Annotated in this window: 1 protein-coding gene; it reads right to left on the bottom strand. The window is 63.0% G+C overall.

The genetic code is table 11. From position 1 onward, the window contains the following. Positions 1–70: 70 nt before the first annotated feature. Positions 71–1,034: 2-methylcitrate dehydratase (prpD, locus tag VBE63_RS30140; RefSeq protein WP_323686642.1), on the bottom strand; the 964-nt coding region annotated here is incomplete at its 5' end.

Below are 1,034 nucleotides of genomic sequence, written 5' to 3'. Positions count from 1 at the left end.
CGACGAAGAAGGCGAGCGAAAAGACAAGCAAGGCGGTATGAGCTTTGACAGAAATCGCCTAAGGCGTCGCTCAGAGACTCAGCAGCGTCATCATCCGCTCCACCGAGCAAGCCTCGAACGCTGCCTGATCGGCGCAGATGGCGAGAATCGCATCGCTATTCTTCTGGCTGATGCGCCCGCGCAGATAACGCTCGAACTTGGCCTCCAGCAGCGGGATGCCCTCTCCCCGCCGCCGGCGATGACCGACCGGATAGTCGACGCTGACCTTGTCGGTGCTCGAGCCATCATTGAAGAACACCTGCACCGCGTTACCGATCGCCCGCTTGTCCGGCTCCAGATACTCGCGGGTGAAGCGCTCGTTTTCGACCACCTCCATCTTGGCGCGTAACTGATCGATCAGCGGATTCGCGGCAGCGCTGTCTTCGTAATCGTCGGCATCGAGACTGCCCTGGATCAGCGGCACCGCGACCATGTATTGCAGGCAATGATCGCGATCGGCCGGATTGCTCAGCGGCCCGGTCTTATTGATGATCCGATCGCCGGATTCAGTGGTCTCGATCAGGATGCGCTCGATCTCGCCGAGCCGATCCTTGACCTGTGGATGCAGGGTGATCGCTGCCTCGACCGCAGTCTGGGCGTGGAACTCGGCCGGATAGCTGATCTTGAACAGCACGTTCTCCATCACATAGGCGCCGAACGGCTGCTGCAGTTGGATCGGCTTGCCGCCGAAGCTGACATCCTGGAAGCCCCAGCCCTTGGCCGTCAGCGCCGAGGGATAGCCGATCTCGCCGCTGGCCGCGATCAACGCCAGGAAGAGCCCGCGAGAGGAGGCATCACCGGCCGCCCAGGACTTGCGCGGGCCGGTGTTGGGTGCATGCCGATAGGTGCGCAGCGCTGAGCCATCGAGCCAGGCATGGGACACGGCGCTCAACACCTCGTCACGGCTGCAGCCAAGCATCGCCGCCGACACCGCCGCCGAGGCAACCCGCACCAGCAGCACATGGTCCAGCCCGACCCGGTTGAAGCTGTTCTCA

The organism is Lamprobacter sp. (assembly GCF_034860625.1).
Lineage (GTDB): Bacteria > Pseudomonadota > Gammaproteobacteria > Chromatiales > Chromatiaceae > Lamprobacter.
This window is presented reverse-complemented; position numbering and strand designations above follow the sequence as displayed.